21 protein-coding genes are annotated in these 26,953 nt (G+C 72.3%); 10 read left to right on the forward strand and 11 right to left on the reverse strand.

Annotated elements, in window-relative coordinates; all coding sequences use genetic code 11:
• The first annotated feature begins 113 nt into the window (after window positions 1-113).
• A complete protein-coding gene (locus BJ992_RS16240; RefSeq protein WP_184981845.1) occupies window positions 114-3,317 on the forward strand; it encodes an efflux RND transporter permease subunit in 3,204 nt (1,067 codons plus the stop codon).
• 73 nt (window positions 3,318-3,390) lie between these two features.
• Here the strand turns inward: BJ992_RS16240 and BJ992_RS16245 are convergent, their stop codons facing one another.
• Window positions 3,391-4,164, reverse strand: coding sequence for a hemerythrin domain-containing protein (locus BJ992_RS16245; RefSeq protein ID WP_343072693.1), 774 nt, complete (start codon window positions 4,162-4,164; stop codon window positions 3,391-3,393).
• Between the two features lie 215 nt (window positions 4,165-4,379).
• Between BJ992_RS16245 and purB the strand changes: the two genes are divergently transcribed.
• The 3 genes from purB (at window position 4,380) to BJ992_RS16260 (ending at window position 7,657) form a co-directional block, all read left to right on the forward strand.
• On the forward strand, window positions 4,380-5,810 hold the full coding sequence (gene purB, locus BJ992_RS16250; protein WP_184981847.1) for an adenylosuccinate lyase: 1,431 nt from the start codon (window positions 4,380-4,382) through the stop codon (window positions 5,808-5,810).
• Window positions 5,807-6,547, forward strand: coding sequence for a GNAT family N-acetyltransferase (locus tag BJ992_RS33800; protein ID WP_184981850.1), 741 nt, complete (start codon window positions 5,807-5,809; stop codon window positions 6,545-6,547). The genes purB and BJ992_RS33800 overlap by 4 nt, the downstream gene beginning before the upstream one ends.
• A 69-nt stretch (window positions 6,548-6,616) precedes the next feature.
• Window positions 6,617-7,657: a DUF4037 domain-containing protein gene (locus BJ992_RS16260; protein ID WP_184981852.1), complete on the forward strand. Its 1,041-nt coding sequence runs from the start codon at window positions 6,617-6,619 to the stop codon at window positions 7,655-7,657.
• Window positions 7,658-7,816: 159 nt separating this feature from the next.
• Here BJ992_RS16260 and BJ992_RS16265 read toward each other — a convergent pair whose 3' ends face one another.
• Together BJ992_RS16265 and BJ992_RS16270 are read right to left on the reverse strand one after the other, a co-directional pair.
• On the reverse strand, window positions 7,817-8,794 hold the full coding sequence (locus tag BJ992_RS16265) for an aldo/keto reductase (protein ID WP_184981854.1): 978 nt from the start codon (window positions 8,792-8,794) through the stop codon (window positions 7,817-7,819).
• 60 nt (window positions 8,795-8,854) lie between these two features.
• Window positions 8,855-9,862: a tyrosine-type recombinase/integrase gene (locus BJ992_RS16270; protein ID WP_184981856.1), complete on the reverse strand. Its 1,008-nt coding sequence runs from the start codon at window positions 9,860-9,862 to the stop codon at window positions 8,855-8,857.
• A 232-nt stretch (window positions 9,863-10,094) separates the two neighbouring features.
• Between BJ992_RS16270 and BJ992_RS16275 the strand changes: the two genes are divergently transcribed.
• Complete coding sequence (locus tag BJ992_RS16275) at window positions 10,095-10,490, forward strand: RidA family protein (RefSeq protein ID WP_221474847.1); 396 nt, start codon at window positions 10,095-10,097, stop codon at window positions 10,488-10,490.
• Window positions 10,491-10,495: 5 nt separating this feature from the next.
• Here the strand turns inward: BJ992_RS16275 and BJ992_RS16280 are convergent, their stop codons facing one another.
• A complete protein-coding gene (locus BJ992_RS16280; protein WP_184981860.1) occupies window positions 10,496-11,491 on the reverse strand; it encodes a tyrosine-type recombinase/integrase in 996 nt (331 codons plus the stop codon).
• 1,077 nt (window positions 11,492-12,568) lie between these two features.
• On the opposite strand from BJ992_RS16280, the gene BJ992_RS16285 reads away from it, so the two are divergent.
• The gene (locus BJ992_RS16285; RefSeq protein WP_184981862.1) at window positions 12,569-13,156 is read left to right on the forward strand and encodes an NADPH-dependent FMN reductase; all 588 of its coding nucleotides are present in this window, start codon (window positions 12,569-12,571) and stop codon (window positions 13,154-13,156) included.
• A gap of 70 nt (window positions 13,157-13,226) precedes the next feature.
• Complete coding sequence (locus BJ992_RS16290) at window positions 13,227-14,333, forward strand: serine hydrolase domain-containing protein (protein ID WP_184981864.1); 1,107 nt, start codon at window positions 13,227-13,229, stop codon at window positions 14,331-14,333.
• A gap of 97 nt (window positions 14,334-14,430) precedes the next feature.
• Here the strand turns inward: BJ992_RS16290 and BJ992_RS16295 are convergent, their stop codons facing one another.
• Window positions 14,431-17,658 (reverse strand): ATP-binding protein, encoded by a 3,228-nt coding sequence (locus tag BJ992_RS16295; protein ID WP_184981866.1) that lies wholly within the window; start codon window positions 17,656-17,658, stop codon window positions 14,431-14,433.
• 235 nt (window positions 17,659-17,893) lie between these two features.
• Between BJ992_RS16295 and BJ992_RS33805 the strand changes: the two genes are divergently transcribed.
• Entirely contained in the window at window positions 17,894-19,243 is a 1,350-nt protein-coding gene (locus BJ992_RS33805) for an FAD-binding oxidoreductase (protein ID WP_184981868.1), read from the forward strand.
• A 207-nt stretch (window positions 19,244-19,450) separates the two neighbouring features.
• Here the strand turns inward: BJ992_RS33805 and BJ992_RS16305 are convergent, their stop codons facing one another.
• Entirely contained in the window at window positions 19,451-19,888 is a 438-nt protein-coding gene (locus tag BJ992_RS16305; protein WP_184981870.1) for a CBS domain-containing protein, read from the reverse strand.
• Between the two features lie 239 nt (window positions 19,889-20,127).
• Between BJ992_RS16305 and BJ992_RS16310 the strand changes: the two genes are divergently transcribed.
• Window positions 20,128-21,102, forward strand: a complete 975-nt coding sequence (locus BJ992_RS16310) for a diacylglycerol/lipid kinase family protein (protein WP_343072694.1) — start codon at window positions 20,128-20,130, stop codon at window positions 21,100-21,102.
• Between the two features lie 115 nt (window positions 21,103-21,217).
• Here BJ992_RS16310 and BJ992_RS16315 read toward each other — a convergent pair whose 3' ends face one another.
• From BJ992_RS16315 to BJ992_RS16335, 5 genes are all read right to left on the reverse strand, one after another.
• A complete protein-coding gene (locus BJ992_RS16315) occupies window positions 21,218-22,300 on the reverse strand; it encodes a TolB-like translocation protein (RefSeq protein ID WP_184981872.1) in 1,083 nt (360 codons plus the stop codon).
• Window positions 22,297-22,791, reverse strand: a complete 495-nt coding sequence (locus tag BJ992_RS16320) for a SigE family RNA polymerase sigma factor (RefSeq protein WP_184981874.1) — start codon at window positions 22,789-22,791, stop codon at window positions 22,297-22,299. Before BJ992_RS16320 ends, BJ992_RS16315 begins: the two co-directional genes overlap by 4 nt.
• A gap of 130 nt (window positions 22,792-22,921) precedes the next feature.
• Window positions 22,922-23,710 carry a maleylpyruvate isomerase family mycothiol-dependent enzyme gene (locus BJ992_RS16325; protein ID WP_184981876.1) on the reverse strand — a complete coding sequence of 263 codons (789 nt, stop codon included), beginning with the start codon at window positions 23,708-23,710 and terminating at the stop codon, window positions 22,922-22,924.
• A 196-nt stretch (window positions 23,711-23,906) separates the two neighbouring features.
• On the reverse strand, window positions 23,907-24,755 hold the full coding sequence (locus BJ992_RS16330; RefSeq protein WP_343072695.1) for a TrmH family RNA methyltransferase: 849 nt from the start codon (window positions 24,753-24,755) through the stop codon (window positions 23,907-23,909).
• A 152-nt stretch (window positions 24,756-24,907) separates the two neighbouring features.
• Window positions 24,908-25,564: a WHG domain-containing protein gene (locus BJ992_RS16335; RefSeq protein ID WP_184981878.1), complete on the reverse strand. Its 657-nt coding sequence runs from the start codon at window positions 25,562-25,564 to the stop codon at window positions 24,908-24,910.
• A 72-nt stretch (window positions 25,565-25,636) separates the two neighbouring features.
• On the opposite strand from BJ992_RS16335, the gene BJ992_RS16340 reads away from it, so the two are divergent.
• Window positions 25,637-26,653, forward strand: coding sequence for a carotenoid oxygenase family protein (locus BJ992_RS16340; RefSeq protein WP_184981880.1), 1,017 nt, complete (start codon window positions 25,637-25,639; stop codon window positions 26,651-26,653).
• Window positions 26,654-26,953: the final 300 nt, after the last annotated feature.

Below are 26,953 nucleotides of genomic sequence, written 5' to 3' on the forward strand. Positions count from 1 at the left end.
ACCCGGCGTCCAGGTTACCAGGAGTTCATGGGAACGCTAAATATTCGTATCGCATGAAGTGTTAGGATTGCCAGAACTCTCTTCAGCGTCGGTTCCTCCGGAAGGCCCCCGTTATGACCGCTCTGGCCAGGCTCAGCCTCGCCAACCGCAGCCTCGTCATCATGATCGCCCTTGTGGTCAGCGCGTTCGGTGTCTTCGCGATCCCGTCACTGAAGCAGCAGTTGCTGCCGTCGCTGTCGTTCCCCGGCGCGTTCGTGGTGGCACCGTACCCGGGGGCCGCGCCTGACATCGTGGAGGAGCAGGTCGCCAAGCCCATCGAGGCGAGCTTCCAGGGCATCGAAGGCGTCACCAAGATCACCTCGGTGTCGCGTGAGGGCCGCGCGCAGGTGCAGGTGGCGTTCGAGTACGGCACCGACATCGACGGCGCGGTCAGTTCGATGCAGCAGGCCATCAGCCGCATCAAGGCGCAGCTTCCCGCCGGGGTGGACCCCCAGGTGCTGGCCGGCGGCACCGACGACATCCCGGTGATGGTGCTGGCGGTCGGCGACGGCGGCGACGACCGCGCCATGCTGGACAAGCTGGAGCGTGTCGCGGTGCCGCAGCTGCGGGCCGTGGAGGGTGTGCGCGAGGTGACGGTCAGCGGCGCGCGTGAGCAGACCGTGGTCATCTACCCCGACACCGGCAAGATGATCAAGATGGGGTTGTCGCCGGCGATGATCCCCGATGTGCTGCGCGCCAACGGCACCCCCGTCCCGGCCGGCAGCCTCGTCAAGGACGGCACGTCGCTGACCGTGCAGGTGGGGCGGCGCGTCGACTCCATCGCCGATCTGAAGAACCTGTACCTCACCCCGCAGGCCCAGGCCCTGCCCCAGCAGGCCCGTCCCGGCGCGCAGCAGGGCCTCCCCGGCAGGGCCGGTGCGGTGGCGCCGCCGGCGGCACCCAAGCCGGTGAAGCTCGGCGACGTGGCCGACATCGTGCGCGAGCCGGCCGAGGCGACCACCATCACCCGCACCAACGGCAAGAGCAGCCTCGGTGTCGCCATCACCATGACCCCCGACGGCAACGCGGTGCGCATCTCCCACGACGTGCGCGCGCAGCTGGCGGGCCTGACCCGTGCGCTCGGCGACGCCTCGGAGATCACCGTGGTGTTCGACCAGGCCCCCTACGTCGAGCGGTCCATCGAGGACCTGTCCACCGAGGGCCTGCTCGGCCTGGTGTTCGCGGTCCTGGTGATCCTGCTGTTCCTGCTGTCGGTGCGGTCCACCATCGTCACCGCGGTGTCGATCCCGCTGTCGGTGGTGATCGCGCTGATCGCGCTGTGGGTGGGGGACTACTCGCTGAACCTGCTGACGCTCGGCGCGCTGACCATCGCCATCGGCCGTGTCGTGGACGACTCGATCGTGGTGCTGGAGAACATCAAACGGCACCTGGCGTACGGCGAGCCGAAACGGCAGGCGGTGCTGCGCGCGGTGCGCGAGGTGAGCGGCGCGGTGACGGCGTCCACGCTCACCACGGTCGCGGTGTTCGCGCCGATCGCGTTCGTCGGCGGCATGGTGGGGCAGCTGTTCGCGCCGTTCGCGATCACCGTGACGGTGGCGCTGCTGGCGTCGCTGCTGGTGTCGCTGACCGTGATCCCGGTGCTGGCGTACTGGTTCCTCAAGGCGCCGGAACTGACTCCCGAGCAGGCCGCGGCGGTGCGCGCCGAGGCCGAGCGCAAGGAGCTGCGCAGCCCGCTGCAGCGCGCCTACCTGCCGGTGCTGCGGTTCGCGACCCGCCGCCGGTTCCTCACGCTGCTGCTGGGGTTCGTCGTGTTCGCCGGCACGGTGGGCCTGGCGCCGGGCCTGAAGACCAACTTCATCGACTCCTCCGGCCAGGACACCATCTCCCTGACGCAGAAGATGCCACCGGGGACGGACCTGGCCACCACCGACGCCGCGGCCAAGAAGGTCGAGCAGATCCTGTCCGGCATGGACGGCGTCGCCTCCTACCAGGTGAACGTGGGAGGCGGCGGGGGCTTCGCCGGCGGGCTCGGCGGGTCGGCCGACCGCGCGTCGTACTCGGTGACCGTCGCCGAAGGCACCGACACCCCGGTGCTGCAGGACGAGCTGCGTGACCGCCTGGCCGGTCTCACCGGGGCGGGGGAGATCACCGTCGGCGGGCAGCAGAGCGGGTTCGCCTCCGACCGGGCCGAGGTGATCCTGCAGGGCCCCGACATCGCGGCGCTGCGCGCGGGCTCGGACGCGGTGCTGGCCGCGCTGAAGGGCATCGACGGGCTGCGGGACGTGTCGTCCAACCTGGAGTCCAGCGCGCCGCGGATCGAGGTCGACGTGGACCGCCGCAAGGCCGCCGCGCGGGGCCTCACCGAGGCCGGGGTCGCGCAGCAGGTCGCGCAGGCGTTCCGCGGCGCCCCGGTGGGGCAGGTCACCGTGGACGGCCGCACCAACGACCTGATCCTGCGGACCAGCAACGCGCCGAAGACCCTGACGGCGGTGCGGAACCTGACGCTGGCCGGCGCGGCGGGCACGGTGAAGCTGTCGAGCGTCGCCGAGGTGCGTGAGGCCGACGGGCCGACGCAGATCACCCGGCAGGACGGTGACCGCACCGCGTCGGTCTCGGCCGCCGCGACCGCCAGCGACCTCGGCGCCGTCACCGCGAAGATCACCGAGCGGATGGGGACCCTGACGCTGCCGGCCGGGGTGACCTACAGCATCGGCGGCATCAGCGCCGACCAGGGTGAGGCGTTCGCGCAGCTCGGCCTCGCGATGCTCGCGGCCATCGCCATCGTCTTCATGATCATGGTGGCGACGTTCCGGAGTTTCGTGCAGCCGCTGATCCTGCTGGTGTCCATCCCGTTCGCCGCGACCGGCGCCATCGGCCTGCTGCGCGTCACCGACACCCCGCTCGGCGTGCCGGCTCTCATCGGCATGCTGATGCTGATCGGCATCGTCGTCACCAACGCCATCGTCCTGATCGACCTGATCAACCAGTACCGCGAACAGGGCCTCGGTGTGGTGGAGGCCGTCATGGAAGGCGGCAGGCGGCGCCTGCGGCCCATCCTGATGACCGCCATCGCCACCATCTGCGCGCTCACCCCGATGGCCGTCGGCCTCACCGGTTCGGGCGGGTTCATCTCCCAGCCGCTGGCCGTCGTGGTCATCGGCGGGCTGGTGTCCTCCACCTTGCTCACCCTGGTGCTGGTGCCGACCCTGTACACCATCGTCGAACGCGTCAAGGAACGCCTGAGCCGCCGCGGCCGCCGCGGCGGCGCCGATGGCCCCGAGGTGACGGTGTACGACGCCGAGCTGGCCACCCGCTGACCCTGGCCGGGACGCCGGCCGGGACACCGGTGACGTCCCGGCCGGCGCCGGGGGAGCGGAGGCCCGGGCCGGGTCAGCGGGCCCGGGGCCCGCGGCGCCGGTGGTGGCGCGCCGTCTTCGGCGGGGTGTACTGGTCCAGGCCGTAGATGTGCAGGGCCCGTTCGATGTCGGCGACCTCGCGGACGACGGTGGTGAAGCCGTGCGGGCCGAACCGGCGGTACTCCTCGGCCCGGAAGACCTCACCGAGGCGGGCCAGTTCCCTGGCCGGGGTCAACCGGCGGAACACGGGGAACACCACGGTGTCCTCACGGGCCTCGTGCGGCTCGTACATGCGCACGAACGCCGCCATGTCCGACACCAAGGTGCGGCGGTCGCGAGCCGAGACCCCCGGGCCGCGGGTGACGGCGAGGATGCGCCTGGTCAGGTCACGTCCACGCCAGTGCTGCCGGTGCAAGACGGCGACCGTGCGGCGCAGCCGGCCGGCCTCGCGCAGCCGCGGGAAGACGTACTTCTCCTCCAGGCATTCGTGGTGCAGTTCGACGAAGTCGTGGACGACCCGCGCCGCGGCGTGCAGCGCCTGCGCCGGCACCCGCTCACCACGCTGCACGCGGCGGATCCCCTCCCGGTACACCAGCAGGATCCCTTTCAGCACCCCGTGCTCGCGCATGAGGTCCTCCGACGGCGACACCCCCGCCGTGGGCCCGTGGACCTGCGACGGGGCCGCCGCCGCGAGCGCCGGGGCCACCGGCCAGGACGGCACGGCCAGGGGGACCGCGCCGGCCAGGGCCGCGGCCGACAGGCTCAGCACGTCACGGCGGCTCACCGCCGGCACATCAGGATCGTCCACGATATCTCCGTTATGACGGGTTTCTCGGGTGTCGTCGCACGCACCCGTGTGTGCACCGGAGAATCCCCCCTCCCGTCCGGCCCCACGCCGACCCCCGGGTAAACGCTTGATCCACCGCACCACCCCCGGGCCGCGGCGCACGCACCCCGGCCACGCGAAACCCCCGGCCACCCGCCGGACGGCGGCCACCGCCGCACCGCATACACTTGGCGCACGTGACCGCCAAGCCCAGCATCCCCGACGTCCTCGCCACCCGCTACGCCTCACCGGACCTGGTGCGGCTGTGGTCCCCCGAGCACAAGATCGTGGCCGAGCGGCGGCTGTGGCTGGCCGTCCTGCGCGCACAGGCCGACCTCGGCGTCCCCGTGCCCCCCGGCGTCGCCGACGACTACGAACGCGTCGCCGGCACCGTCGACCTCACCTCCATCGCCGCACGCGAACGCCTCACCCGGCACGACGTCAAAGCCCGCATCGAGGAGTTCAACGCACTCGCCGGTCACGAGCACGTCCACAAAGGCATGACCTCACGCGACCTCACCGAGAACGTCGAGCAGATGCAGATCCGCGACAGCCTCCTGCTCGCCCGCGACCGCACCGTCGCACTGCTGGCCCGCCTCGGCGACCTCGCCGCACGCCACACCGGACTCGTCATGGCCGGCCGGTCCCACAACGTCGCCGCACAGGCCACCACCCTCGGCAAACGCTTCGCCACCACCGCCGACGAACTCCTCGCCGCCTACACCCGCTGCGAGGACCTTTTGGCCCGCTACCCCCTGCGCGGCATCAAAGGCCCCGTCGGCACCGCACAGGACATGCTCGACCTCCTCGGCGGCGACACCGCCAAACTCGACGCGCTGGAGGACCGCGTCGCCACGCACCTCGGGTTCGCCACCCGCCTCGACAGCGTCGGCCAGGTCTACCCCCGCTCCCTCGACTACGACGTCCTCACCACACTGGTCCAGCTCGCCGCCGCCCCGTCCAGCCTCGCCACGACGATCCGCCTCATGGCGGGCCACGAACTGGTCACCGAAGGCTTCCAGGAAGGCCAGGTCGGGTCCAGCGCCATGCCGCACAAGATGAACACCCGCTCCTGCGAACGCGTCAACGGCCTGGCCGTCGTCCTGCGCGGCTACACCGCCATGACCGCCGAACTCGCCGGCGACCAGTGGAACGAAGGCGACGTGTCCTGCTCGGTGGTCCGGCGCGTCGCGCTGCCCGGCGCGTTCTTCGCCTTCGACGGACTCACCGAGACCATGCTCACCGTCCTCGCCGAATTCGGCCCCTTCCCCGCCGTCATCCAGGCCGAACTCGACCGGTACCTGCCGTTCCTCGCCACCACCAAGATGCTCATGGCCGCCGTCCGCGCCGGCGTCGGCCGCGAGACCGCACACGAACTCATCAAAGAACACGCCGTCGCCGCCGCACTCGGCATGCGGCAGACCGGCTCACCCAACGACCTGCTCGACCGCCTCGGCACCGACCCCCGGTTCCCCCTGGACACCCCGGCCCTGCGCGGCCTGCTGGCCGACCCCGCGCCGTTCACCGGGGCCGCCACCCGCCAGGTCGAAGCCGTGGTGACCCGCATCGCCGCCGTCACCACCCGCCACCCCGGCGCCGCGGCCTACCGGCCCGGCCCCATCCTGTGACCCGGGAACTCACCCGGCCCGCCGACATCACCGCCGCCGCACCCCCCGCCACCATGCTCCACTGGGCCGTGCAGGGCCGGCGGCCCGGTGTGCGGGTCTTCACCCACCGCGACGCCGTCGCGGTGGCCTGCCCCGCGCTGGCCCGCCGCGACCGGCTCACCGTCACCGGCCCACCCGCCGACGCCGTCCCCCTGGTCCGCCACGCACTGGCCGAGACCGGACCCACCTACCGGCCCCTCGGCGGCGAACCCCTCATCCGGCACCTCGCCGCACACGTCCCCGGCCTGGAGTTCGCCGCCGCGTTCCACTGGCTGGACACCCGCACCGCCGCACCCGGCGCCACCGGCGACGCCACCTGGCTCACCCCCGCCGACGAACCCGCGGTCACCACACTGCTCGCCGCCGCCAACCCCGGCTCCTACGCCGTCCCCGGGCTCCCCGGCGTCCACCGCTGGGCCGGGATCCGCGGCGGCGACGGCACACCGGTATCGGTCGGCGCCGACGCCTGGAGCACCCCCGGCGCCGGGTTCATCGCCGGAGTCGCCACCGCCGCCGCGCACCGCGGCCTCGGCCACGCCGAAACCGTGTGCCGGTTCCTCGTCAACTCCCTGCACGCACACCACGGCTACGTCGCCCTCATGGCCGACGCCGGGAACCACACCGCCGCCGGCATCTACCACCGCCTCGGCCTGACCCGCCACACCGTCGCCGCCGCACGCCTCACCACCCCCACCTGACCCCGCGTCCGTCCACCGGCGAGAAAACCAGATGAGAACCGCGGCGCGGACAGGCACAGTGAGGAGGTGATGTCCGATTTCGTGTCCGGGTTCGTTCCCGGACGGGAACTTTCCCGCGCCTTCTACACCCAGATGGTGCGTCCACTCATAGGCAACGTGCCCCACGGCGCGGCACTCATCGGCCCCGGATCAGAGGTCCTGGCCTTCGACACCCAGCGGTCCGCCGACCACGACTTCGGCCCCCGCGTCCTCATCTTCACCGAACCCGCACGCGTCCCCGCGCTCACCAAACTCCTCGACGGACGCCTCCCCGAACGGTTCCGCGGCTACCCCACCACCTACGGCTCCGCGCACCGGCTCATCCGCCACGGCGTCCAGGTCACCGACCTCGGCACCTGGGCCGAAAGCCGCCTCGGCTTCGACCCCCGCGGCCAGATCACCACCGCCGACTGGCTGTCGGCACCCTGGCAACGCCTCGCCGAGACCACCAGCGGCGAAGTCTTCCACGACGGCCTCGGGGAACTCACCACCGCACGCGCCAACCTGCGCTGGTACCCCCCGCACATCTGGCGGTACATCCTGGCCTGCCAATGGCGCCGCGTCGCGCAACTGGAAAGCTTCCCCGGCCGCTGCGAAGAGGTCGGCGACCACCTCGGCTCCGTCGTCGTCACCGCACGCCTCGTCGAAGACCTCATGCGGCTGTGCCTGCTCATGCGCCGCCGCTACCCCCCGTACGCCAAATGGCTCGGCAGCGCCTTCGCACGCCTCGGCGGATCCGCCGAACTGGGGGAGAGGTTCACCGCCGCACTCACCGCCCCCACCTGGCGCCGGCGCGAGGAGAACCTGTGCGCCGCCTACCGCGGCGTCGCCGCCCTCCACAACCGCCTCCGCCTCACCCCACCCCTCGACGAAACCCCCCGCCCCTACCACGACCGCCCCTTCATGGTCATCGCCGCCGACCGCTTCACCGACGCCCTCCTCGCCACCACAACCCCCGACCTCCGCACCGCCCCCCTCTCCGGCTCAGTAGACCAACTCTGCGACAACACCGACATCCTCACCGACCCCCACCACACCACCCAGATAGCCCAAGCCCCACACAACCCCTGAAATCATACAAATCTACAAAGTAAAGGCTCTGGCTATACGGACACCACCTAAAACACAGAGAGCAACCCCATCAACAACAAGACGGGGAGCCGGGGGAGCCGGGGGAGCCGGGGGAGCCGGGGGAGCCGGGGGAGCCGGGGGAGCCGGGGGAGCCGGGGCCTACCAGCGGTGGTGGACCAGGGGACGGATGAGTTCGTCGTACACGGCGGCGACCGCCGTGCGGGTTTCGGCGTCCAATGGCGGGAAAGCCGCGGCGGCCACATTGGACCGCGCCTGCTCGGGGTTGCGGGCACCGGGGATCACCACGCTGACACCGTGCTGGTCGACGATCCACCGCAACGCGAACTGCGCCATCGTCATGCCTTCCGGCACCAGCGGCCGCAACCGCTCCACCGCGGCGAGGCCCGTCGCGTAGTCGACACCCGAGAACGTCTCACCCACGTCGAACGCCTCACCATGCCGGTTGAACCGGCGATGATCATCCGGACCGAACGCCGTGTCCAGCGAGTAACGACCCGACAGCAACCCGCTGGCCAGCGGGACACGCGCGATCACACCCACCCCCGCCTCCGCCGCCGCCGGCAACACCCGCTCCAGCGGCTTCAACCGGAACGCGTTGAGAATGATCTGCACCGTCGCCACCCCGGGCCGCGCGATCGCCGTCAACGCCTCCTCACACGTCTCCACACTCACCCCGTACGCGGCGACCCGGCCCTCCGCCACCAGCGTGTCCAGCGCGTCGTACACCGCCTGCGTCGAATACACCGGCGTCGGCGGGCAGTGCAACTGCACCAGGTCCAGCGTGCCGACACCGAGGTTCCGCCGCGACCGATCGTTCCACGCACGGAAATTGTCCAACGTGTACGCCGACGGCTCCTGCGGCACCCGGCGGCCCATCTTGGTCGCCACCGTCACCCCGGGCCGCTCCTTCAGCAACCGGCCCACGATCTGCTCACTACGGCCATCCCCATACACATCGGCCGTGTCGACGAACGACACCCCGGCATCCACCGCGGCACGCAACGTCGCCAGCGCCTCGTCCTCACCGACCTCACCCCAGTCGGCACCCAGCTGCCACGCACCCAGCCCCACCACACCGACCCGGCGACCCGTCCTGCCCAGCACACGTTCTTCCACACGCGGCATCGTACGGCCCCCCACCCGCACCACCCACCCGGGGGGCCACCCCCGGCACGATCACCGCGGCGGACGCAGCAACGGATGGGTCCGCATCGCGACCTCCAGCTCACCCGGCAGCTCGTCACGGTACCGCCCCAGCGTCGCCAGATCACTGTGCCCGAGAACACGCCGCACCGCGTCCATGTCCACCGCGTCCGCCAGCAGATGCGTCGCCGTCGTATGACGCAACCCGTGCGGCGTGACACTGCGCCGCTGAGCGGGATCCACATGACGCTGCACACGGTCGATCACCGCCTGCACGTCACCACGCGCCAGCCGCCGCCCCCGCCACGACAACAACAACGCCTTGTCCGCCGTCGCCGGCCGCCCCTCCGCCAGATACGCCTCCAACGCACCCGCCACATCCACCGGCAACGGAATGTCCCGCGTACGGCCCCCCTTGCCGAACACCCGCCAATAACGCACCCCGTCATTGGTGAAGAAATCCTCGACATTGGCCCGCACCAGCTCAGACACCCGCGGCCCCACCGTCGACAACACCATCACGATCAACGCGTCACGCAGATGCGTCCGCTGATCACGCCGCCCCTGCGCCGGCTGCGCCTCACTCAGCCCCCGCGCCGCACCCACCAGCCCCCGCGCCTGCTCACGCGTCAACGCACGCCGCTCAGGACGCAACCCGCCACGCTCCCGCGCCGTCACCGTCGCCGCCGTCATCGGATCGACCTGCACCCACCCCGCCAGCACCGCGTACTTGAAGAACGCCGACACCGACCGCCGGAACCGCGACTGCGACGCCGCGCTCTGCCCCCCACCCCCCGGCCGCACCCGCCGGCCGTCCGGCTTACGCGCGAACGCCAGCAACACCGCGTCCACATCGGCACCCGTCAGATCGTCCAGCACCAGACCCGGCCCCGCGAGCTCGGCGAACGTCGCCACATCACGGCTGTACACCTCGGCCGTCGCCGGGGACAACGCACCCGTCACCGTCCTGGCCCGCACCAGATCGAGATAACGATCGGCGGACTCCCGCACAGTGACGCGCTCCAGATCTGCGGGCCGCATCCGTTCCCCTCCATCGCCGGCCGGTGATCACGCCGACCGTACCCGCCACCACCGACAATCCGCATCCCGCACCGGGGGAGCGACCGGCACCGGGGGAGCGACCGGCAAAACCAGATGACACCACACGACCGGCTCGGCACCATAGGCGCCACCCGGCACACCGGCCACCGGCCGCCGCCGACCCCCACACCCGCACCCACCCGAGGGGGAACCACCGCCGATGGTGACACGCATGACCGTCAACGAGCTCACCCCACCACCCGGATACGCACACACCGCGATCGTCGAAGCAGGGGAGCGGCTGGTGTTCCTCGCCGGCGCCGTCCCTCTCGACCCCCACGGAAACCTCGTCGGTGAAGGCGACCCCACCGCGCAGACCCACCAGGTCCTGCGCAACCTCACCACCGCGCTGCACGCCGCGGGAACCGGCCTGCCGCACGTCATCGCCACCACCGTCTACGTCGCCACCACCGACCACGCCGACCTCCGAGCGGTCTGGGACGTCGTCCACGCCTCCGGCCTCACCACCGGCCCCCACACCTCCACCCTGCTCGGTGTCACCGTCCTCGGCTACGCCGGCCAAATCGTCGAGATCACCGCCACAGCCGTCATCCCGTCCACACCCTGAAACCGTCACGGACCACCGGGGGAGCGCAGACCATCCAGAACACCGTACGCGGGGTTACCACGCGCGGCCTGCCGCACCTCACGAGCCGTCGACGCGATGTACGCCTGACCCGTCACGATCGACGAGTGACCGAGCAGCTCCATCAGCTCATGCGCCGTCGCACCACGCTCCGCCAGGCGCGTCGCGAACTCGTGCCGCAACGCGTGCACCAGCGTGCCCCGCTGCACCCGGTCACTGATCCCCGCGTACCGGTAACACTGCCGCACCAGATACTGCAACCCGCCGCGCTGCAACGGCCGGTTCCTGGTGTCCACCAGCAGGGGGGCCGACCGCGGCAACGACTCCAGCCCGAACCGCTCCAGACGGCTCCGCAGATAATCGTCGATCAGATACTCGATCGGCGGCTCGATCGGCAACGACCTGGTCTTACCGCCTTTGCCGACCACCTGAACCCGCCGGTCACCGGGGGAGCCCCCCACCGACCCCAGCGTCACCCCGAGCAACTCCGCCGACCGCATCCCCGTGACCAGCGCCAGAGCCAGCACCACCAGGTCACGCTCCACCCACGGATCGCGCGCCTCACGAGCCCCGTCCGCGATCCGCCGCAGCAACGTCGCCGACGCGCTCCCGTCGCCGAGCAACGGCTTCGGCGCCTTGGCCGGCTGCTTGGGCCGGGGCACCGCCGCCATCGGGTTCCCCTCCAGCCATCCCTCCGCCACACAGAACGTCAGGAACTGGTTCCACGCGCTCCACGCGCGGTTGACACTCGCGGGGGAGCGCGGCTCGGCGAAATCCGCGAACGCGGCCCGGATCAGCCGCCCCCCGACCTCAGCCACCGCCAGTTCCTCCACCGTCACCCCCGCGTGCGCGGCCGCGAGCCGGGAGATCAGCTGCAGATCCCGTTCGTAGGCCGCGACGGTGTGGGGGGAGAGCTTCTTGGTCCGCAAGGAGGCGATGTACTCCGCGGCCGCCTCAGGCACGAGCGTCCCCCGGTCACCCACCGCGACCTCCCGTCCTTGATCGTTCGCGTTCTGCGATTATGCGGCAAACACCGGTCGAAGTGGTGACGAAACGCCGGTCAGCCGGGTCGCGCACGTACGGCCCATCGCGGTCGCCGGGGAGCCGGTGACGGCCGCGACCGGCTGGTCTGTGCGCTTCGGCGTCCCGGTCATGCGCGTGTCGCGGCGGACCGCGCCGGGGCTGCGGTGACGGGTCCGATGGCGCCTGGGGAGACGGAATCATGAATGCAGCATAAGTGCGATTATGCATGAAAAACGGAGGTAGGTGACCGCTGAGAGGGGTGACAAGAGCCTGCACCAAACCTGCACCCATGCGCACCCGATCACTCTCGCCGCACGCCGAGCTCGCACGCAGGCGCTGCGTCAACCCCGGCGGAATCGACTTGGCGGAATCGACTTGCAGGTCCAGACGCTCCAGCATCGGTCCATCGCGGAGAACCCGGCCGCTCAACGGGTGATCCGTCGTACGGCTTCCCACAGCCTCGGCGCCGAGAACCCTGAAGCCGATGGCCACGGAGAGTTTCACCAGTGGCGTTCGTCTGCGAAACGATCTTCACTGCGTGCGGGACGATACGCGCGAAACGATCTTCGTGGGGTGTCCATCGATGAGGTCGCTCTAGCGATCATGACCGATAGGTGACGTGAGTGATGTGTCGTCCATCTGTCAATTTCCATGAAACCGGCTGCCTATTGATCGGCCGGCCACTATCTGCGACCTGCGGAAATCGTCTTATACCGGACAGAAGCTGGATTCTGTCCGGTTAGAGAGCAGTACGGGGATCCGCCGGAGTTGGCACGAGTTGGCGGTTTCCCCACGGCACGGTGCGACCGGTCCGGCGCGCGGGTGGCCGCGGTGCACGGACACGGTCGACGCTTGCGGGTGGGTGCGCGAAGTCGCCGCGCGGCCGGGGCCGCTCTTGGTGGGTCCACTCCCCCGGCCTGGGGTTTCGTGAGCCTCTCCCCTGGTTCGGCGGGGGCCGTAAGGCGGCGGGAAGGGAGCCGTAAAGGGGTGGTGGCAGGGTGGGGGTGCTGGTCGGGGCGAGGGTGGGAGGCTCGGAGATGGCGGGTGAGGATCCGTTGCGGGTGGTGGTGATCGTCGCCAGTACGCGGAGCGGGCGGTTCGGGCCTACGGTGGCGGGCTGGTTCGTGGGGCGTGCGGCGCGGCGTGGGGACATGGTCGTCGATGTGGTCGACCTGGCCGAGGCGCGGTTGCCGGAGACGCTGGCGGATCAGGATGAGGCCGCTCCCCCGGCGGTGCGTGCTGTGTCGCGGCGGCTGGCGGCGGCGGATGCGTTCGTGGTGGTGACTCCGGAGTACAACCAGAGTTTTCCTGCGCCGTTGAAGACGGCGATCGACTGGTTCTATGAGGAGTGGCAGGCGAAGCCGGTGGCTTTTGTGGCGTATGGCCGTGAGTCGGGGGGGTTGCAGGCGGTGGCGCAGTTGCGGCAGGTGTTCGTGGAGGTGAATGCGGTGCCGATTCGCAGCTGTGTGAGTCTTCGTTGTTACTGGGAGTGGTTCGCGGCTGATGGGAGTTGGCCGCGGGCGGGTGCCGGTTTCGTGGCGGAGGCGGGGGTCACGCTGGATCAGTTGGCGTGGTGGGGTCTGGCGTTGCGTGAGGCGCGGGTGCGGCGGCCGTACGTGGCGTGAGGCGTAGTGCGGCAGGGTTCGTCCGGGTTTCCGGGTGTTTTTCACGACGAAGAGAGGCAGGGACGTAGTGATGGGTGATGTTCAGCGGCTGGTGCAGGACGCGATCGACGGGCTGGTGGCTTCGGGTGCGGAGCGGGGTCTGCAGGTGGCGGTGTACCGGGAGGGTGAGTTGGTGGTGGACGCGGTCGCGGGGGTGGCGGACGCGGAGTCGGGGCGTGTGCTGACGTCGGACACGCCGATCTACAGTTCGTCGACGGGGAAGGGGTTGACGTCGGCGGTGGTGCATACGCTGGCGGAGGAGGGGGTGCTGGATTACGACGTGCCGATCGCGGAGGTGTGGCCGGAGTTCGGGGTGGCCGGCAAGGAGCGGGCGACGTTGCGTCAGGTGCTGGATTTCACGGTGGGGTTGCCGGCGGTGCCGGCGGACACGACGCCGGAGGATCTGTTCGACTGGGAGAGGATGACGGCGGCGCTGGCGGCGGCGGAGCCGTGGTGGGAGCCGGGGACGAAGGTGGGGTATCACCCGCAGACGTTCGGTTATCTGGTGGGTGAGGTGGTGCGGCGGGTGACGGGGAAGCGGATCTCGCAGGTGCTGGCGGAGCGGGTGGCGGGTCCGTTGGGGGTGGCGGACGAGGTGTTCCTGGCGGTGCCGCGTGAGGAGCTTTCGCGGGTGGCGAGGTTGGAGGCGTCGGGTCCGCCGGTTGATCTGGATCAGCTGGAGGCGATGATGCCGACGTTCTTCAAGATCGCTCCGCGTGCGGTGCAGTTGAGTGCGGAGTTGTGCAACCGGCCGGATTATCTGGCGGCGGAGATCCCGGCGGGTGGGACGGTGACGGCGCGTGGGCTGGCGCGGGTGTACGCGGCGTTGCTGGGGCCGGTGGACGGGGTGCGGTTGATCTCGCCGGAGCGGTTGAAGGAGGTGTCGGGGGTGGCGTCGCAGGGTGTGGACGAGATCTTCGGGTATCCGACGCAGTACGGTCTGGGGTACAGCTTGATGCGGCCGGTGGCTTCTCCCCCGCCGGGTCCGGTGATCGGGTGGCCGGGTGCGGATGGGAGTTCGGCGGATGCGGATCTGGGGTCGGGGACGGTGCTGGCGGTGACGAAGGTGAGTTTCACGCCGGGTGATTTCACGACGGTGGGTGTGGTGTCGGATGTGGTGGTGGGGGCGTTGGGGTGAGGTAGGGGGTTTTCTGTGAGCTCGGCCCGAACCGCAGCCGGGCCGATGATGGGGCCGGTCCCTGGTTGCCAGACCTGGGGGCCGGCCCTTCGGGGTTTCAGGTGGGTGGGGTGGTGGCGAGGGTGGTGGTCTGGTGGGGGGTGAGGGTGGTGCCGTGGTGGTGGGCTTGGGTGTAGGGGGTGTCGCCGAGTGCGTGGCGTGCGCGGGTGGTGATGCGGTTGATGTCGGTTTGTTCGGCGGGTGCGGGTGGGAGTGCGGTGGTGGTGCGGAGGGTGTGTGCGGCGCCGAGGAGGTGGGCGGCGTGGGTGTGGTGGCCGGTGAGGGTGAGTGCGCCGGCGAGTCCTTCGAGGGCGAGGATTTTTTCGCGGGGTGCGTCGAAGCGTTCGGCGAGGGTGAGTGCGTGGAGGTGGTGGGTGCGTGCGGTGGTGGGGTCGCCGCGGAGTTCGGCGAGGTAGCCGAGTTCGGTGTGGACCATGGGGAGGTGGGGTGCGGGGGTGTGGTCGCCGGGGGTGGTGTCGAGGACGGTGCGGAGGTGGGTTTCGGCGGTGTCGAGGTGGCCGGCTTTGCGTGCGGTGAAGCCGAGGCCCATTTCGGCGAAGATGCGCAGGGGGTGGTAGCCGTGGCTGGTGGCGAGGGTGGCGGCTTGGTGGCACAGGTCGGTGGCGGTGGTGTAGTCGGCTTGTTGCATGGCGATCCAGCCGAGCCAGGCGAGTTCGCCGGCGATGTCGGGCCATAGGTCGAGTTGGCGGGCCATGTGGAGGCTGTCGTGGTGGAGGCGGTTGGCGGTGGTGTGGTCGCCGGTCATTTCGGCGTGTGCGCCGAGCCATCCGGTGGCTTGGAGGTGGCCCCAGGTGTCGCCGAGGGTGTGGAAGGTGGTGGCGGCGTGGCGTGCGTGGTGGTCGAGGGCGGTGAGGTCGCCGCGGAGGTGGGCGAGTTTGGCGTGGGTGAGGTGGACGGCGGCGTTGCCCCAGTGGTCGCCGGTGGTGGTGAATGCGGTGTGGGCGTGGTGGAGGAGGTGGGTGGTGGTGGTGAGGTCGCCGGTGTCGATGGCGGCGTAGGCGTGGAACCAGCGTGCGCGGGCGAGGGTGGTGGGGTCGCCGCCGGTGGGGGGTGGGGTGCCGGTGGGTGGGGTGCCGTGCATGAGGGTGATGCCGGTGTGCCAGGTGGTGGCGAGTGCGCGCAGGGTGGTGAGGTCGTCGCTGGTGGTTTCGTGGGTGGTTGGGGTGGTGAGTGCGGCGTGGAGGCTGGTGCGGGCTTCGGTGAGGCGGCCGCGGAGGAACCAGTACCAGGTGAGTGCGGTGGTGAGGCGGAGTGCGTGGGTGGGGTGGCCGGTGGTGAGTGCGGTGTCGAGGGCGAGGCGCAGGTTGGGGGTTTCGGTGTCGAGGTGGTGGAGCCAGTGGCGTTGGCGGGGGCCGTGGAGGTGGGGGGCGGCGGTTTCGGCGAGGGTGGTGTAGTGGTGGAGGTGGCGGGTGCGGAGTTCGGGGAGTTCGCCGGTGTGGTGGAGGTGGCCGGTGCAGTAGTGGGCGACTGATTCCAGCAGGCGGTAGCGGGGGCCGTCGGGGGTGTGGGTGGCGGTGAGCAGGGAGCGGTCGACGAGGCGGGTGAGGATGGCGGGGACGGCGGTGGGGGGTAGTCCGGGGCCGGAGGTGGTGGCTTCGGCGGTGTCGAGGGTGCAGCCGTCGGCGTGGACGGCGAGGCGGCGCAGGACGGTTTGCTCGTCGGGGGTGAGGAGTTCGAAGCTCCAGTCGATCATGGCGGTGAGGGTTTGCTGGCGGGGTGGTGCGCCGCGGTGGCCGGTGGCGAGGAGGCGGAATCGGTCGTCGAGGCGGGCGACGAGGCCGTGGACGCCGAGTGCGGGGACTTTGGTGGCGGCGAGTTCGAGGGCCAGGGGGATGCCGTCGAGGCGGCGGCACAGGGTGGCGACGGCGGGGGTGGTGGTGTCGTCGAGGGTGAAGTCGCGGGTGGCGGCGGTGGCGCGCTGGGTGAACAGTTGGACGGCGGCGGCGTGGCGGGGGTCGTGGCCGGGGGTGGGGACGTCCAGGGGTGGGACGTTCCAGACGGTTTCGCCGGGGATGGCGAGGGGTTCTTGGCTGGTGGCGAGGACGCGCAGGCCGGGGGCGGTGCGCAGGAGGTGGGTGGTGAGGTGGGCGGCGTGGTCGATGAGGTGTTCGCAGTTGTCGAGGATGAGGAGCATGGTGCGGTCGCGCAGGGTGGTGGTGAGGCGGTCGAGGGGGGTGGTGGGGGTGCCGGTGGTGTCGCGGATGCCGAGGGTGGTGGTGAGGTGGTTGGCGACGGCGGTGAGGGTTCCGGTGGTGCCGGTGTGGTCGAGGGCGGCGAGTTCGACGAGGTGGACGCCGTCGGGGTAGGTGGGGGCGAGGCGGGTGGCGGTTTCCAGGGCGAGGCGGGTCTTGCCTACTCCCCCGGGTCCGGTGAGGGTGACCAGGCGGCTGGTGGTGAGCTGGGTGGTGATGGCGGTGAGGGCGTCGTCGCGGCCGATGAGGGGGGTGAGGGGCAGGGGCAGCGCGGGGGGTGGTGGCGCGGTGGGAGGCCGGGGGGCCGGAGGTGGGGCGGGGGTGTCGAGGGTGGGGTCGTGGGTGAGGATGGCGTGGTGGAGGCGGGTGAGGTGCGCGGAGGGGTCGAGGCCGAGTTCGTCGGCGAGGTGGTCGCGCAGGTGGTGGTAGCTGTCGAGGGCTTCGCTCTGGCGGCCGGAGCGGTACAGGGCGCGCATGTGGGTGGCGCGCAGGCGTTCCCGCAGGGGGTGGTGGCGGAGCAGTTCGGTGAGTTCGTCGGCGAGTTGGGTGTGTTCGCCGAGGTGCAGGCGGGTTTCGGCGTGTTCTTCGCGGGCGGTGAGGTGTTGTTCTTCCAGGCGGGTGATGGTGGGCCGCAGGAATGGTTCGTCGTGGAAGTCGGCGAAGGCGGGGCCGCGCCACAGGGCGAGTGCGTCGGTGAGGCGGGTGGCTTTGGTGTGGGGGTCGGTGGTGGTGCGGGCTTTGGTGAGCAGGTCGGTGAAGCGCAGGTGGTCGGCGGTGGTGGGGTCGATGTGGAGGCGGTAGCCGGCGGGGTGCGCGGCGAGCAGGGTGCGGGCTCCGGGGTGGGCGTCGTCGAGTGCGCGGCGCAGCTGGGAGATTTTCGCCGACAGTGCGCCGGTGGCGTTGGCGGGGGGCCGGCCGGCCCACAGGTCGTCGATGAGGCGGTCGGCGGGGACGGGGCGGCCGTCGTGGGCGAGCAGGTCGGCCAGGAGCGCGCGGACTTTGCGGCCGGGGATGGTGACGGGGTGGTCGCCGGCCGTCCAGGCTGTCAAGGGCCCCAGCACGCCAAAACGCATGGATGTCACGATAACGCCGGTGGGGGTGGGGTTTCACGGTGTCACGCGGGGTGGTGCGGGGTGGGGTGGGTGGTTTTGCGGGGTGAAGGGGTGGGGGCCGTAAGGCGGTGGTCAGGGGGCGGTAAAGGGGGTGGGGCAGGGTGGGGGGTGCGGGCCGGTTCGTGGCCCGTTCCGCCTCGCGTGGGTGTCACGGGGGGTGGTTTCGGCGCGATGGCGAGAGGATGGGGGTGCGGTGATGTCGGTGGCCGGTGGTGGGGTGTGGCGGCGGTTGCGGGCCGGGGTGGCGGGGGTGGTGCATCTGCCCGGGGACGGGGGGTACGACCAGGCGCGGCGTGCGTTGTACGACTCGGTGGACCCGTGGCCGGTGGCGGTGGTGGAGGCCGGTGCGGCCGGTGATGTGCGGGCCGCTGTGGAGGTGGCGGCGGGGTGCGGGGTGCCGGTGGTGGTGCAGGCGACCGGGCATGGGACGCATGTGCCGTGTGACGGCGCGGTGCTGGTGCGGACCGGGAGGCTGGACGAGGTGGTGGTGGACGCGGCGGCGCGGGTGGCGCGGGTCGGGCCGGGTGCGCGGTGGGGGCAGGTGGTCGCGGCCGCGGCGGCGCACGGCCTGGCGCCGCTCTGCGGGTCGTCCCCCGATGTGGGGGTGACGGGGTTCACCCTCGGTGGCGGGGTGGGGTGGCTGGCCCGGCGGTACGGGTTCGCGGCCGACAGTGTGACGGGTGCGCGGGTGGTGACGGCGGACGGCCGGGAGGTCGCGGTGGACGCGGCGCGGCACGCGGATCTGTTCTGGGCCTTGCGCGGAGGTGGGGGGAGTTTCGGGGTGGTGACGTCGTTGACGTTCCGGTTGTATCCGGTGCGGGAGGTGTACGCGGGGGCGGTGTATTTCGCGGCGGAACGTGCGGCGGAGGTGCTGGGGTGTTACCGGGAGTGGACGCGGTCGGCGCCGGACTGGCTGAGCACGGCGGTGCTGCTGCGGCGGATGCCGGATTCGGCGGAGGTCCCGGCGGCGGTGCGGGGCCGGGGTGCGGTAGTGCTGAAGGCGCTGTCGTGCGGTGGCGCGGAGCGGGCCGAGCGGGTGCTGCGGCCGTTGCGCGCGGTGGGTGGCCCGGTGCTGTACGACGATGTGGCGCCGGTGCCGTTCGGGGACGCCGCGATGGGGGGTGTGCGGCCGGCGCAGGTGGAACTGGCCGGTGACCTGCCTGACGGGCTGATCGGGGTGCTGGCCGGCGCCGTGGAGGGTGCGGGGTCGCCGGTGTCGGCGGTCGAGGTGCGGCACTGGGGTGGCGCGATGGCGCGTCCGGCCGCGGACGCGGGCCCGGTGGGGCACCGCGGGGTGCCGTTGTCGGTGACGCTGGACGAGCGTGTCCCGCACCTGGTGGAGGGGGTGGCTCCGTATGTGACGGGTGGGTCGTTCCTGAACTTCCTGGACGACCCGTCGCGGGTGGAGTCGGCGTACACGGCGGCGGACTGGCGTGCGCTGCGTGAGGTGAGACGCGCCTGGGACCCCGGTGGGGTGTTCGGTGGCGGGCTCACCGTCCCGCCGGCGGACCCGGTCACCGCGGACCCGGTGGCGGCCACCGCGTGACGCGGCCCTGCCGCTCCCCCGTTCCCCCGCTCCCCCCGTTGTGCCGGTGGTGCGGGACGGCCGGGCCGCGACATGAGCGGCGCGCGCCTGCGCGGCGCGCCGCGAGGGTGCGGGCCGGGGCCTGGCCGGTGGCGGGTGAGCGCCGCCGGCCAGGCCGTGACGCGGGTGCCCGGTGCCGGTGTCGACCTGTGGCCGGCCCGGGTGCGGTCAGGTGCCGGCGTAGACGCGGTGGACGAACTCGGCGAGTTCCTCGTCGGGGAGTTCCCTGGCCAGGTCGGCTTCGCTGATCATGCCGACGAGGCGGTGGTGGTCGATGACGGGGATGCGCTTGATCTGGTGGCGTGCCATCACGTCCAGGGCCTCCTCGACGCGGGTGCCGGCCTCCACCCAGACCAGTCCGCCTTCGGCGAGCTGACCGGCGGTGGTGCGGTCCAGGTCGCCGTCCTCGGCGCAGCATTTGACGACGATGTCACGGTCGGTGATGATCCCTTTGAGGCGGTCGTCCTCGCCGCAGATCGGCAGTGCGCCGACGCCGAGGTCGCGCATCATCTGCGCGGCGGTGCGCAGGCTGTCGTGCTCACCGATGCACTGCGCGCCTTGGTGCATGACGTCTTTGGCTGTCTTGCCGGTTTCGTGTGTGGTCATCGGTGCCCCCGGGTGGTGCGACGAACAAGCTACATGCCGGTTATGCCCCAGAATTTCCGCTGAACAGCGGTTATATGGACTGTTGGGGGGTTGTTGTGCCGGAGGTTGCCGGGCCCGCCGGCACGCGGTGTGCCGGGGCCGGGACCGGGGCGGGGGTGGCGTCGCGGCGGGTGGTTCCGGCGAGTGGTTTCGGCGGATGGTGCCGGGTAGGTCGTGCCGGGGAGAGCAGGGGTGGGCCGGTGCGGCGGCGCGCCGGGACGGCGGAGGGCGGTGCGGGGATGCGGCGGGTGCTGGTGCTGAAGAACCCCTCGGCGGGCGGGGCCGGCGACGAGGCGCACCGGCGCGTCATGGAGGTGCTGCGGGACGGCGCCGACGCGGTGGAGGCCGAGACCGGCGGGCCCGAAGGGCTGGCGCGCGCGCTGGCGCGCGAGCCGGAGCGGGATCCGGTGGCGGTCGGCGGCGACGGCACGCTGCACGCGGTGGTCGCGGCGCTGGCCGAGCGGGGGGAACTGGGGACCCGTACGGTGGGGCTGGTCCCGCTCGGCACAGGCAACGACATGGCGCGGTCGCTCGGCATCCCGCTGGACCCCGAACAGGCGGCGCGGGTGGTGGCCGGCGGGGTGGAACGGCCCATGGACCTGCTGCGCGACGACCAGGGCGGCGTCGTGGTGAACGCCGTGCACCTCGGGGTGGGGGTGACGGCGAGCCGTGCGGCCTCGGCGCTCAAACCGGTGCTGCGGCGGCTGGCCTACCCGGTCGGCGCGCTGGCCGCGGGGATCGGGGTGCGGGGCTGGCCGTTGCGGGTCGAGGTCGACGGCACGGTGGTCGCCGACGGGCGGCGCCGGGTGCTGATGGTCGGCGTCGGCAACGGCGCCACCATCGGCGGCGGCACCCCCCTGGCGCCGCGGGCCACCCCCGACGACGGCCTGGCCGACGTGGTGGTGTCGTTCTCCACCGGCCCGCTGCGGCGCCTGGCGTACGGGGTGCTGCTGCGCCTCGGCCGGCACGGCCGGCAGGACACGGTGGTGACGCTGCGCGGCGCGGCGGTCGCCGTCCAGGGCCCGCCGATGCGGGTGAACGCCGACGGCGAGCTCACCGGACCGGTGACCCGCAGGACCTGGACGATCACCCCCGCCGCGTGGCGGATCATCGTCCCCGCCGCCACATCGGCCGCGGGGGCCGACGAGGAAGCGAATCACACGTCACACCGGTGAGGGGACGGCCGGCAGTGCCGCGCGGAGCGGCGGTGTCCAGGGGGAAACGGGGCCGGCGCAGAGGCGGAGACACCACAGCGCGGCGGTCTTCTCACCGCCGGTCCGAACGGCGTGCTCAGCGCACCAGCCCCGGCACCACGGCCCGGCCGTCCTCACGCACGGTGAACAGTTTCCTGCTTGTGCCCGTGCGCACGTCCACCGCGTAGACCGCAGGCGTGGCCCCGCGGGGAGACTCGGGGACGGCCAGCAGAGTCACCTCCGTGGCGTTCAGCCAGCTCCCGAGCCGCGACGGGTGGAGCCCTCGCGGCAGCCCGGAGATCATGGTGCGGTTGTCGCGGCCGGCCCGTGTCGCGTCGAAGGTGACGAGGGACCCGTCCTGCCGCACCGTCGGCTGCCGGTTCCGGCCGGTGGTCTGCCCGAGCCGCGCGAGCGTCCGGCCGTCCGGTGCCAGACCACTGTAGGAGTAGGTGAAGTCCCCGATGGTGACCGGGTCATGGCCGAGCACCCACACCTGGCTGGTCGTGTCGTGCGGCTTGGCCAGCACGACCGGTCCCGAGCCGTCCGACACGCTCACCGGCCACCATCCCCGTTCGAGGTCGGTCACCGTTCCGCGCTCCACGTCCACCAGCGTGTGCGGCTCCCGCCGGCCGCCCCACCCCGACACGACGAAACGCAGCCCGTCAGGCGACAGCCGCAGCGCGTACTCGGCCGTGAAGTCCTCCGCGGGCTGCTTCAGCGGCGCCTGCCACGTCGTGCCGCTCGCCAGGTCGCGTACGACGATGCGGCGCCGCCTGGCGTCGTAGTAGGCGATCCTGCGGCCGTCCGCCGTGACCTCCAGCGGCCCGGCCGCCTCCTTGCCCAGGTGGTAGGTGTCGCCGCGGCGCGTCACGATCCGCCACCGGTCGTCGGTGCACGGCCGTGTGGGGCAGGACGGCCGGAAGGCCTGCTCCACCGGCCCGACCCCCTTCGCCGGCAACGGCACGGCCAAGGCCTGCGGCCGTGCGAGGACCGTGGCAGGCGTGGGACGTACCGGGAGGAGCAGGGCCGCGCCGCCGAGCGCGAGCAGGCAGGTCACGGCGGCCGCGACCAGCCGGCCGGCGCGTCTTCCGCGTGCGCCGCGCACCGCCTGTGCCGCCAGGTCGACGATGGGGGCCTGCTCGGCGAGCGCGCGCAGGTCCTCGCGCAACGTGTCGTTCATCGGTACACCTCCTGCGGGGCGAGCGCGCGCAGCTTGGACAGCGCGTAGCTGGTCTGGCTCTTGACGGTGCCGATCGAGACCCCCATGAGCCGCGCGGTCTCGTGCTCGGAGCGGTCCTCGTAGAAGCGCAGCACGATCACGGCCCGCTGCTTCGGCGTGAGCGTCGCCAGCGCGTGACGCAGCGCGAGACGGCGCGCGGTCGCCTCGTCATGCGGCTGGCCCGGTTCGGCCGTGTCCGGCAGCTCGGCCTCCGGTAGTTCGACCCGTTTGCGCCTGCGCCAGGAGATGGTCTGGTTCACCAGGGCTTTACGGGTGTAGGCCTCGGGGTTGCCGTCCTTGGCGAGTTTCGGCCAGTGCGAGGCGACACGGGTGAGAACCGTCTGCAGCAGGTCCTCGGCGAGGTGGGGGTTCCCGGTGAGCAGGTAGGCCGTCCGCATCAGCGACTGCTGACGTGCGCGCACGAACTCGTGGAACCCCTCGTAACGGTCCATGTATCGAAACAACTCCGGCGGAGGGCTCCAGGTTGGAACGCCGCCGCCATGCCGGCCCGCCGTCGCCGCCGGGGCCGGACCAGCGGGGCCGGCGCCGTACGACCACGCGCCGGCCCGATGGCGGCGCGGGTCAGAAGCCGGGGAAGATCTTGCGCAGGTCGTCCAGGGTGAGGGTGCCGGTGACGCGCACCTCGGGTGGGGTGTGGCGAGGGGCGTGGCGGCCGGCGACCAGGCGCAGCCACCATTCGGCGGGTGCGTGCAGGACCGCGTCGGGGGTCTGGGGGGCGGGGCCGAGGGTGACGGTGTCGCCGATCAGCAGGCCGAAGGTACGGTCCGGGGCGGTGGTGTGGACGGTCACCTCGGCGGCCCTGCCGAGACGGCCCGGTTTGGCGGCGAACCCGGCCAGCATGGCGACGGTGTCCAGCAGGAGGTCCACCGCTTCGGGGGCCAGGGTGGGGGCGGGTCCGGCGGCGGCCCGGACGTCCCAGGTGTGGTGGGTGAACTCGCTGAGCCGCAGGGCCGTGAACCCCGCGACGTCCAGCGGCGGCGCCGGCCACCACAGCGGTACGCGCAACGTGTCGCGCTGGTGGGGGGTGAGGTCCTCCAGGCGGCGCACCAGGGCCTCGTTGGCGGTGAGGAACTCCGCGGCGCGGTCGGCGCGGGACATGGCGTCCCAGCGGGCCCATATGCCTTCGATGACGTCGCGCTGCGGCGCGCCGGTGCCCTCCAGTGCGCCGTCCACCGCGGCGAGGCTGATCTGCGCGCCGGAGCCGAGGTGGCTGAGCACCTGGGACACGTCCCACAGCTCGGCTCCGGAAGGCAGCGCCAGGTCCTGCTCGGTGAGGCCGCGCACCAGCGCGGCCAGGTCGTCCAGTCCCGACCGCAGCGCCGTGATCGTGCGGTCCGCGCGCTCGCTCATCTCGTCCTCTTCCTGTTCCTGCCGACGGCCGGGGCTGATCCGGCCCTTCGAATCAGGGCGAACACCAGTGGCCTCCCGGATCATCCCCGCCACACCGGCCGTTCCCGTCCCCGCTCCCCCGGTCACGGGACGGCCGCGGCCCCCGGTGCCGGGGGACGCCGCGCCGGACGCCGCCGGACCGGCGCGCGGCGCGGCGTCACGCGCCGCGCCGGCGGCGCTGGCGGGCGGCCTCGTACAGCACCACGGTCGCCGCGCCGGCGGCGTTCAGGGAACTGGCGGAGCCGGTCATCGGGATGCGCGCCATCGTGTCGCACGCCTGCCGCCATCCCGCGCTCAGCCCGGTGGTCTCGTTGCCGATGACCAGCAGGGTGGGGCCGGTCAGGTCCAGGTCGGCGACGTCGAAGGCGCCGCTCTCGTCGGTCCCCACCACCGTCAGCGGCCGCCCCTGGTCACGCAGTCGCCGCACCCACGCCAGCACCTCCTGGTGGGAGGGGGACCGCACCACCGGCAACGCCAGCAACGACCCGGTGGAGGCCCGCACCGACCGGGGGTCATAGGGGTCGGCGGCGTGCCCGGTGACGATCAGGCCCGTGCCGCCGAACGCGTCCAGCGAGCGCGCCATGGTGCCGATGTTGCCGGGGTTGTTCGGCCGGTCGAACACCGCGCCGAGGAAGCACGGTCCCACCTGGATGCGGGACAGCTCGTCGTCCGGCAGCTCGGCCACCGCGACCAGTTCAGGGGTCTCCTCGTCCTTGCCGCCGAGCTCCCGCAGCAGGCCGGGGGCCATGGCGACCCGCTCGCCGCCGGCCGTCTCCAGCATCTGCTCGGCCCACCTCGACAGCGTCCGCTCGGCGTCGTAGATGAGCGCGCGCACCGGCCAGCCGGACTCGACCACCAGGCTGATCGGCCGCACCCCCTGGATCAGGAACTCCCCGGCCCGCTGCCGCTTGGCCCGGTTGCCCAGCAGCGCCTGCCACTGCTGGAACCGCGCGTTCGCACGCGTGACGCGCACGTCCCGCGATGCCGGATGCCCTCGATTCGCCACGCGCTCCAGAATAGGGGGATGTTCGCGACGTGCTCGCGCGTCCGCCGGCCACGGCGCCGGTGATGTTCACGTCACCGGCACGTCCGCGGCGGCCGGGACGCGGCGCGGGTGCGCCGGCCGGACGGGACGCGCACGGCGGTCAGGCACGGCGGTCAGGCACGGATCTCGGTGTCCAGGCGGGGGCGGGAGGCGGCGACCGAGCGGGTGGCGGCCGTCAGGGTGTCGCCGGCGCCGACCATGAGGGCCACCAGCTGGGCTTCGAACACCCGGTCGGCGTCGCAGGGCTCGATGAGGTACTCCCCCAGTTCCAGGGTGACCAGGCCGTGCACGGCCGTCCACAGCTGATGGGCGATCAGCTCGGCGTCGCCGACGGCGAACCGGCCGGCGGTCAGGCAGCGGGTGGCGCAGCCGACGACGGTGCCGAGGGTGTAGCGGCCGTACTGGCGGTCCTCGGCGCCGAGGGAGAACCCGCCGAGGGACGCGCCGCCGAACATGACCGCGTACAGGTGGGGGTTGGTGAGCGCGTTGTGCCGGTAGGCGCGGCCGAGGAGCACCATGTCGCACACCGGGTCGGCGGTCTCGGCGACCCGCAGGAAGTGGTCCTGCAGGCGCGCGAAACCCTCGTAGACCATTTCGCGTACCAGGCCGCTCATGCCGCCGAAGTTGGTGTACACGGCCATGGTGGAGCTGCCGGCCTCGGTGGCCAGGCGGCGTGCCGACAGGGCCTGGGGGCCCTCGTCGGCGAGGAGGCGGGCGGCGATGTCCACCAGCGCGGGGCCGGTACGCGGATCGGATCGTCGTGGGCTCACTTGACGAGTATGGCATAACACCGTTATTTTTGGCATAACGCCGTTATGCAAACCAGTATCCGGAGGTCCCCGATGGCCGTCACCGAGCACGCCCAGTCCTGGGCCCCCGCACGACCCCGCCCCGCCGCCGCGCACCCCGGCGGCCCGGCCGTCGGTGCCGGGGAGGGAACAGACCGACAGGACCTGCCGGTGGACACCTCCGGTACGGCCCGGCCTCCTGTCCAGGTGGCCGGGCCGGCCGCGGGAACCGGGACGTTCGACGTCCAGGGGGTGATCCCCGCGGAACTGGACGGGGCCCTGGTGCGGATCGGGCCGGCGAGGCGTCCCGGGCGGCCGCTGGTGTGCGGCATCCGGATCGACGGCGGGGCCGCGCGGCGGCTCACCCTCGGCGACCTTCCCGGGGAGATGCCGGCGGCCGATCCCGCGGCCGGGGTCAGGGTGGTGGCGCGTACGGCGCGGTTCACGGTGCTGTACGACCCGCCGGTCGCCTACAGCCGGGCCGCCGAGCTGATGGGCGACCCGGTCCCCTACCGGCCGCACGGCCGGCCCGCGCGGGCCGGGTTGCGGGCCCGTGGCGGTGTGCCGCAATGGTTCACCGTGGAGCCGTGGGAGCGGGTGGTGAACGCCTTCGAGGACGGCGACGGCCGGGTCGTGGCCGACGTCGTCAGCGTCGCCGGGACGCGCCGCTGGACGCTGGACCCGCGCGGCGGGGCCGGTGGCCGCACCCTGCGGGACGCGCCGCGGGTCGCGGTGGCGGACCCGCGGACGGCCGGACGGCCGCACCAGGTTCTTTTCGGCCTGGACGCCGGCGGGCAGGCGGTGGTCACCTGTGACCTGGCCGCCGGCACCCGCAGGGTGCGGCGTTTACGGTCCGGCCTGTGCGCCGAGACGCCGGTGTTCGTGCCACGCGGCCGCGCCGAGGGCGACGGCCGACTGCTCGTCCCGGTGCACGACCACACGCGCCGCCGCGCCGAACTGCTGATCCTGGACGCCATGAACCCCGCCGCGTCCCCCGAAGCCGTGATCACCCTGCCGTTCCTGCCGCCACCCGCCGACCGCGTCCTGTGGCTCCCCGCCGGACACGACTGAGAACCGGCGACGGCCCCGGCGACCCGGCCGCGCGACGATGACCTCGACGTCATCGGCCCGCCTGCCGGTGACCCGCCGCACGACGGCGCCGGATTCGCCACACCGCGTCCCACCGCGTCGGCGCCGAGGGGAAAGCCCGACGTGGACGGAGGGGTGGCGGCCAGGGGGAAGCCGGTCGGAGACGGGAGAGCCGCAGGACGCCGACGGAGGGCGGCGGCCAGGGGGAAGCCGGTCGGGGAGGGGAGAGCCGCAGGAAGCCGGTCGTAGCCGGGGACACAGCGGCCACGGGAAGGCCGCTGA

Origin of the sequence: Sphaerisporangium rubeum, from assembly GCF_014207705.1 — a bacterium.
Classification (GTDB): Bacteria; Actinomycetota; Actinomycetes; order Streptosporangiales; family Streptosporangiaceae; genus Sphaerisporangium; species Sphaerisporangium rubeum.

Bases quoted from the DNA above. Each gene is read 5' to 3' on its own strand.
- BJ992_RS16260 (WP_184981852.1), top strand. From the start codon at position 6,617: ATGTCCGATTTCGTGTCCGGGTTCGTTCCCGGACGGGAACTTTCCCGC.
- BJ992_RS16285 (WP_184981862.1), top strand. From the start codon at position 12,569: ATGGCGGGTGAGGATCCGTTGCGGGTGGTGGTGATCGTCGCCAGTACG.
- BJ992_RS16270 (WP_184981856.1), bottom strand. From the start codon at position 9,862: ATGCGGCCCGCAGATCTGGAGCGCGTCACTGTGCGGGAGTCCGCCGAT.
- BJ992_RS16325 (WP_184981876.1), bottom strand. From the start codon at position 23,710: ATGAGCGAGCGCGCGGACCGCACGATCACGGCGCTGCGGTCGGGACTG.
- BJ992_RS16340 (WP_184981880.1), top strand. From the start codon at position 25,637: ATGGCCGTCACCGAGCACGCCCAGTCCTGGGCCCCCGCACGACCCCGC.
- BJ992_RS16240 (WP_184981845.1), top strand. From the start codon at position 114: ATGACCGCTCTGGCCAGGCTCAGCCTCGCCAACCGCAGCCTCGTCATC.
- BJ992_RS16315 (WP_184981872.1), bottom strand. From the start codon at position 22,300: ATGAACGACACGTTGCGCGAGGACCTGCGCGCGCTCGCCGAGCAGGCC.
- BJ992_RS16295 (WP_184981866.1), bottom strand. From the start codon at position 17,658: ATGCGTTTTGGCGTGCTGGGGCCCTTGACAGCCTGGACGGCCGGCGAC.
- BJ992_RS16320 (WP_184981874.1), bottom strand. From the start codon at position 22,791: ATGGACCGTTACGAGGGGTTCCACGAGTTCGTGCGCGCACGTCAGCAG.
- BJ992_RS16290 (WP_184981864.1), top strand. From the start codon at position 13,227: ATGGGTGATGTTCAGCGGCTGGTGCAGGACGCGATCGACGGGCTGGTG.
- BJ992_RS16305 (WP_184981870.1), bottom strand. From the start codon at position 19,888: ATGACCACACACGAAACCGGCAAGACAGCCAAAGACGTCATGCACCAA.
- BJ992_RS33805 (WP_184981868.1), top strand. From the start codon at position 17,894: ATGTCGGTGGCCGGTGGTGGGGTGTGGCGGCGGTTGCGGGCCGGGGTG.
- BJ992_RS16275 (WP_221474847.1), top strand. From the start codon at position 10,095: ATGACCGTCAACGAGCTCACCCCACCACCCGGATACGCACACACCGCG.